General features: G+C 41.7%; 4 protein-coding genes. All 4 read right to left on the reverse strand.

Features of this window, described 5'->3' with window-relative positions:
- The coding region (gene nusA / locus WB217_RS06275; protein WP_423991698.1) for a transcription termination factor NusA at window positions 1–745 on the reverse strand (745 nt) is incomplete at its 3' end.
- Window positions 746–815: 70 nt separating this feature from the next.
- Entirely contained in the window at window positions 816–1,286 is a 471-nt protein-coding gene (rimP, locus tag WB217_RS06280; protein ID WP_423991700.1) for a ribosome maturation factor RimP, read from the reverse strand.
- 280 nt (window positions 1,287–1,566) lie between these two features.
- On the reverse strand, window positions 1,567–5,892 hold the full coding sequence (locus WB217_RS06285; RefSeq protein ID WP_423991702.1) for a PolC-type DNA polymerase III: 4,326 nt from the start codon (window positions 5,890–5,892) through the stop codon (window positions 1,567–1,569).
- Window positions 5,893–6,242: 350 nt separating this feature from the next.
- The coding region (locus WB217_RS06290; protein WP_423991704.1) for a His/Gly/Thr/Pro-type tRNA ligase C-terminal domain-containing protein at window positions 6,243–6,495 on the reverse strand (253 nt) is incomplete at its 5' end.

Genomic DNA, 6,495 nt, shown 5'->3' on the forward strand with positions numbered 1-6,495 from the left:
AACCGACGGGATCGACTTCTGCATTATCGGAATGAACCGATATTTTAGAACGGTCACCAGCTTCACGTGCAACCGATTTAATTTCAACAGTACCATCATAGATTTCAGGAACTTCAATCTCGAAAAGTCTCTTTAACAGTCCCGGGTGGGTTCTGGAAACGAAGATTTGTGGACCTTTAGTGGTTTTTTCAACCTTAGTGATAAATACCTTGATGCGGTCGTGAGGCTTATAATGTTCGTTAGGCATTTGTTCATTTGCGGGCAGGATTGCTTCGATTTTACCTAAGCTAACATAGATGAATTTCGGATCCTGGCGCTGAACGATACCTGTCATAATGTCTTCTTCACGATCAATAAATTCAGAATAGATGATGCCTCTTTCTGCTTCACGCACACGCTGAGTTACAACCTGCTTCGCTGTCTGCGCTGCAATCCTTCCGAAGTCTTTAGGCGTAACTTCAAGCTCAACTACATCCTCGACCTGGTAATTCGGATTGATTCTCTGGGCATCTTCTAATGAAATTTCCAGGCGTGGATCGAATACTTCATCCACAACTTCTTTTCTCGCAAAAACGCGCATTGAACCATTGCCAAAATTTAAATCAATTCGGACGTTTTGCGCCTGATTGAAGTTTCGGCGGTATGCAGAGATAAGCGCCGCCTCAATCGCTTCAATTAAAATGTCCCTGGAGATGCCTTTTTCTTTTTCAAGTACCGAAAGAGCATCCAACAATTCGCTGCTCATGAGATAAAAATCCCCCTTTTTTACTTCCCAACATTATTTATAAATAGACTATCGAGTATTTCTAGACAGATTATGAAAAAGTGACTGCAAGCCTTGCGCTGGCAATCTTATCAAGTGGGAGAACAACTGTTTTCTTGCGCGTCTTGATTTTTACTTCAACAGTTACGGTTTCACCATTGTAATCGGTTAAAATTCCTTCGAAAGCCTTTTCACCATCAAATGGTTCATAAGTTTTAATGAAGACATTTTTCCCAATTGATCTTTGATAATCTTTTTCCTTTTTAAGCGGACGTTCTGCACCAGGTGATGAAACTTCCAAAAAGTAGTTATGCTGGATTGGATCAAGGGCATCAAGCTTTTCGCTCAGTCGCTCACTGACTATGCCGCATTCTTCAATATCAATACCGTTGTCCTTATCAATGTATACGCGCAGGAACCAGTTCTTTCCTTCTTTTACGTATTCGATGTCAACCAATTCTAGTCCATTTTCAGTTAAGATGGGAGTTACTAGCTCTTCCACTGTTTCGGTAACCTTGCTCATAAAATCCCTCCTTTGACACAACATCTTTAACCATTCATTAGCATTAATACTTAATGACTCTTTATCACGAAAAAGTGCGTAACAACACGAAAGAGTGGGTTTCCCCACTCTCATCTGCCAGAGTTATCCGTAGTATTTCCAATAAAAATATAACATAACCAGGTATTTAATGCAAATACATACCAATCCAAAAGCATTGTCAAGACCTATCGTTTAGCTGTTTCAAAAAGTTTTCGCCTTCTCGTTACACTGGTCTGTCTCATGTAAGCATCAGGGATTTTTAGAATAAGCTTAACTGATTCTGGTCAGGCATGCCCTGAAGGCAGCCGTGGTTGTCGAGGTACTCAAGAATTGTCTTGGAAATCTTCCCGCGCTGCTGAAGGTCTTCCTTCGATAGAAATTCTCCCTCTTCCCTTGCCTTGACGATATTGATGGCAGCATTCGTGCCTAGTCCAGGTATTGCATTAAATGGCGGGATCAAGGTGTTTCCCTCAATGATGAATTCTGATGCACTGGATTTATACAGGTCAACTTTTGCAAAGCTGAATCCACGCTCGCACATTTCAAGAGCGAGTTCCATTACAGTCATCAAGTTCTTTTCCTTCGTAGATGCGTCAAGTCCCTTTGCATTTATTTCCTCAATCGTTGCGCGGATGCTTTCAGAACCGCGTACCATTGCATCAACGTCAAAATCGTCTGCTCTCACAGTAAAGTATGCTGCATAATACATGAGCGGATGATGTACCTTGAAATACGCTATCCTTACTGCCATCAATACATAGGCAGCTGCGTGGGCCTTAGGGAACATGTACTTGATTTTTTTACAGGAATCAATATACCATTCTGGCACCTTATTTTTACGCATTTCTTCTTCCATTTCATCACTCAAGCCTTTACCTTTACGAACTGATTCCATGATTTTAAAAGCAAATGCCGGCTCCAATCCTTGGTAGATAAGATAAACCATGATATCATCACGGCAGCCGATAACTTCGCTTAAATTACAGGTTTTGTTATGAATCAATTCCTGGGCGTTTCCCAGCCATACGTCTGTTCCGTGGGAAAGACCTGATATCTGTACTAGCTCAGAGAAAGTGGTTGGTTTTGTATCCTCAAGCATCTGGCGAACGAAGCGTGTACCAAATTCCGGGATGCCAAGCGAACCAGTTTTAGAGATAATTTGCTGTTCGGTAACCCCTAGTGATTCAGTACCACTGAATATCTTCATGACCTCTGGATCATCAGTTGGGATGGTCTTTGGATCGATACCGCTCAAATCCTGAAGCATCCTGATAACGGTTGGATCATCATGTCCAAGTATATCAAGTTTTAATAGATTGTCATGGATGGAGTGAAAGTCAAAATGGGTCGTCTTCCATTCCGAGGTGTTACTGTCCGCAGGGAACTGAATAGGTGAAAAATCATAAATATCCATATAATCCGGAACTACGATAATTCCCCCCGGGTGCTGTCCTGTTGTTCTTTTAACACCGGTACAGCCTGATGCCAGGCGGTCAATCTCAGCACCCCTGAGCTGAAGATTATTGTCACCCTGATAACCCTTTACATATCCGTACGCAGTTTTATCAGCGACCGTGCCAATCGTTCCTGCACGATAAACATATTCTTCCCCGAACAGTAACTTCGTGTAATTATGCGCTCTAGGCTGATATTCCCCTGAGAAGTTTAAGTCAATATCGGGAACCTTGTCCCCTTTAAATCCAAGGAAAGTCTCGAACGGAATATCATGTCCGTCTTTTTTGTATTTAATGCCACAGTCTGGACAGTCCTTATCCGGCAGGTCAAAACCAGAGCCGACAGATCCATCGTTGAAGAACTCAGACTTTTTGCATTTAGGGCATACATAATGAGGCGGAAGCGGGTTTACCTCAGTAATCTCGGTCATTGTTGCTACAAAGGAAGATCCGACCGATCCACGTGAACCAACTAGATATCCATCATCTAGCGATTTCTTAACAAGCTTATGAGAAATCAGATAGATAACTGCGAACCCGTTGTCAATGATACTTTTCAGTTCTTTCTCAAGCCGTGCTTCTACTATTTCCGGAAGCTCGTCTCCATAGATACTGCGGGCCATTCCATAACTCATGCTCCGCATCTCTTCATCTGCACCTTCTATTTTCGGTGTGTAAAGATCATCTTTAATCGGCTTAATGACATCAATCATATCAGCGATTTTATTTGAGTTTTCTACAACTATTTCTTTCGCTTTTTCAGCACCTAAAAATTTAAAGGCATCCAGCATTTCGTTTGTCGTCCTGAAATGAACGTCCGGAAGTTCATGGCGATTCAGCGGGTTGGCACCGCCCTGTGAACTGACTAAAATTTTACGATAGATTTTATCATTTTCATTCAGGTAATGGACATTTCCCGTTGCAGCGACCGGCAGTTCTAGTTTCTCTCCCAGTTTGACAATATTTGAAATAATGTCTTCGAGCGCTTTTTCATCACGCACCAATTCCATTTCAAGCAGATGGGCATAAACCTGTTTAGGGTGAACTTCTAAATAATCATAAAAATGTGCTGCTTCTTCCACCTCTTCGGGGCCCTTCTGCATCATGCCCTCAAACACTTCACCTTTATCACAACCAGACCCAATCAGGATACCTTCCCTGTGCTTATTCAGAACAGATCTAGGGATCCTGGGGACACGATAAAAATAATCAATGTGCGAAATTGAAACTAATTTAAAGATGTTTTTCATACCAACTTCGTTTTGTGCCAGCAAAGTAGCGTGGTAGGGACGAGCACGCTGGTAAGCTTTCCCCTGGCCCATATTGTCATTTAATTGGTCATGATATTCAATCCCTTTTTCAGAGGCATCCTTTAGCATCCTCAGCATAAGGTAGCCGGTAGCCTCAGCATCGTAAATCGCACGGTGATGCTGGGTTAACTCGATATCGAATTTCTTTGCCAAAGTATTTAATCGGTGGTTCTTCATATCTGGATATAGGAATCTACCTAGTTCCAGTGTATCAATGACCGGATTCGTTGCTTTTCCTATTCCAATTTTTTTATAACCAACATTCAAGAAGCCCATATCGAATGACGCATTGTGGGCAACTAGTACACTGTCTTCCGCCCAAGCATGGAACCTTTGAAGCACCTCGCTAACTTCTGGTGCGTTGCTCACCATATCGTCGGTGATTCCGGTTAAATTGATTGTTGTCGCTGACAGACGGTGATGCGGGTTGGCAAATGACTCAAAACGGTCAATGATTTCGCCGTTGCGAATCTTGACAGCAGCTAGTTCAATGATTGTATCGTAAACGGCTGAAAGACCTGTTGTTTCTACGTCAAATACGACATACGTATCTTCTGTCAGCATGCGATGCGCATCATTATAGGCAATTGGTACACCATCATTAACCAGGTTGATTTCAACACCATACAAAATCTTGATATCATTTTTCTTGCCTGCCCCGAAAGCTTCAGGAAATGACTGAACCACTGCGTGGTCTGTAATCGCAACTGCCTTATGACCCCACTTTGCAGCCTGTGCGACTAGTGCGCTGACAGGTGTGACTGCATCCATCTGGCTCATCGGTGAATGAAGGTGCAGTTCGACTCTTTTTTCCCCTTCAGGGGCTGTATCGATTCTCCCTCTCGCCTTAATTTCATTGATATCATTACCAATCATGACAAGGTCCCGTACGAATGTATCATTTTGGATGCTGCCGCGAACCTTGAGCCACATTCCCTTAGTGACGCGCTGATAAAGAGCTGCATCTTCCTTGTCGCGAGAGAACATTTTAACCATGATGGAGCTCGTATAATCTGTAATTTTAAATGTTAACAAAGTTCGGCCGCTTCGCAATTCCTTCGTTTCTGCAAAGAAAACATATCCTTCGATTGCTACTCTTCGTTCTTCATCCACAATTTCATCCAGTTTGCGGAAATCAGCATCATCCTTGATCGTAAGGCCAATTGTAAGAGGACCATTTTGCGGGGCACCATCCCCCTGTGCTTTTTCCGCTTCCTTCTTCTGCATTTCAATCATGGCCATTAATCCGCGTTCCTGATCTTCCTTCTCTTTCGCCTTCATGAACTTTTCATATTCATCAGAAGTACTGTTTTCGTTCACTTCCGTATCAATAGTCAGTAACGGAAAACCAAAACTCTGGTATATATCAGTAATGATACTTGCATATTTTCTTTTTATTGCAAGACCTTCTGTTTCATTTCTTACACTCAAGATGATTTTCGTACCCTGGATTTTTGGATTTTGTTCATTTAAAAGTTTTAAAAGCGGAGGTGCGATCCCATCTATTTCTTTTACGCAAGACTTCCAGTATTCCAGTATTACCTGGTCATTAATTGCTTGTTCAAGCACTTTTACAGTGTAGGAAATTTTAGCTATATGCGAAAAGGTTCGTTCTAACTGCATGGTGAATGTACTATATAGATCACAAGGAATTAATCTTTCAAACTGAAAATAAAAATGCCACTTCCTTGCTTGTTTTTCAACAATCACTCTTTCAATTTCAGCATTCTGAAAATGAGTGACAATTGCATCTTCTGTAAGCTGCAGCTGCTGCAGCAGGAGCTGAAACCTTTCTTTTTTCCCTGTAGAAAGTTCACCCATGGTTACATCTCCTCCCATCTAAAAAAGCATAAAATATTTATCTATCTGACAGGCATTTAGCCTAATATTAAGATTAAGATCTTTATGAGTACAATATAAGCAAAGGTTATTATATCACAAAATGATGATGCCGTTACCGGTGTTTGGATTTTCCATATGACTCTGCAAACCTCAACTTTTGAATTCCACTCCAATCAAAAGAATTAAAAATCAACAATCACCTTTTACAAAGACACTCATGCAAAAACTTTGCAACATGAGGTATGTAAATTAGCTATTCAGACACACATTTTTACAGAGTGGTCTTACATTTTAAAAAAGCGGGTCCCGAAATAGGACCCGCTGCACTACTATAGTTCTTGCAATAAAGTCTTAAGCGCTTCAGAAAGTTGATCCTTATGGATTTCCTGCATTTCACCATTTTTACGGATTTTCACTTCCACAATGCCCTCACTCGCTTTTTTGCCAACCGTTACCCTGACAGGCAGGCCAATCAGGTCGGAATCAGCGAATTTTACACCTGGACGTTCCTGGCGGTCATCCAGAAGAACATCCAGCCCGGAAGTCTTCAAATTAGCATATAGCTCTTCTGCTAAAGTAGCC

Source organism: Mesobacillus sp. (assembly GCF_049588175.1).
Lineage (GTDB): Bacteria > Bacillota > Bacilli > Bacillales > Cytobacillaceae > Mesobacillus.

What these genes read in the sequence shown, in the direction of transcription:
- WB217_RS06285 (WP_423991702.1), bottom strand. Translation starts at nt 5,892, where the DNA reads ATGGGTGAACTTTCTACAGGGAAAAAAGAAAGGTTTCAGCTCCTGCTG.
- rimP (WP_423991700.1), bottom strand. Translation starts at nt 1,286, where the DNA reads ATGAGCAAGGTTACCGAAACAGTGGAAGAGCTAGTAACTCCCATCTTA.